This is a genomic window from Tetzosporium hominis (assembly GCF_002265435.1).
In the GTDB taxonomy this organism is placed as follows: domain Bacteria; phylum Bacillota; class Bacilli; order Bacillales_A; family Planococcaceae; genus Chryseomicrobium; species Chryseomicrobium hominis.
Window position 1 is genome coordinate 1 of record NZ_NOKQ01000132.1, and the last position, 274, is coordinate 274.

At 47.4% G+C, this 274-nt stretch carries 1 protein-coding gene; it reads right to left on the bottom strand.

The window, feature by feature from the left end:
* Positions 1-274: catalase (locus CF394_RS00880; RefSeq protein WP_133079784.1), on the bottom strand; the 274-nt coding region annotated here is incomplete at both ends.

Genomic DNA, 274 nt, shown 5'->3' on the forward strand with positions numbered 1-274 from the left:
AAAAAGATTTTCAGATTGTTCCCGACCAAATCCCAGTTTCCGTCTTCGGTATAAAGCTTAACTGCAAAACCGCGCGGGTCTCTCAATGTTTCTGGTGAATGTTTTCCATGATTTACCGTAGAAAAACGGACAAATGCCGGCGTTTTCTTGCCTTTTTCCTGAAAAAGCTTGGCCCGGGTGTACTTTGAAATCGGCTCGTCTCCAAAGCTTCCGTAAGCTTCAAAATACCCGTGTGCACCCGCTCCTCTGGCATGAACAACCCGCTCAGGGATGC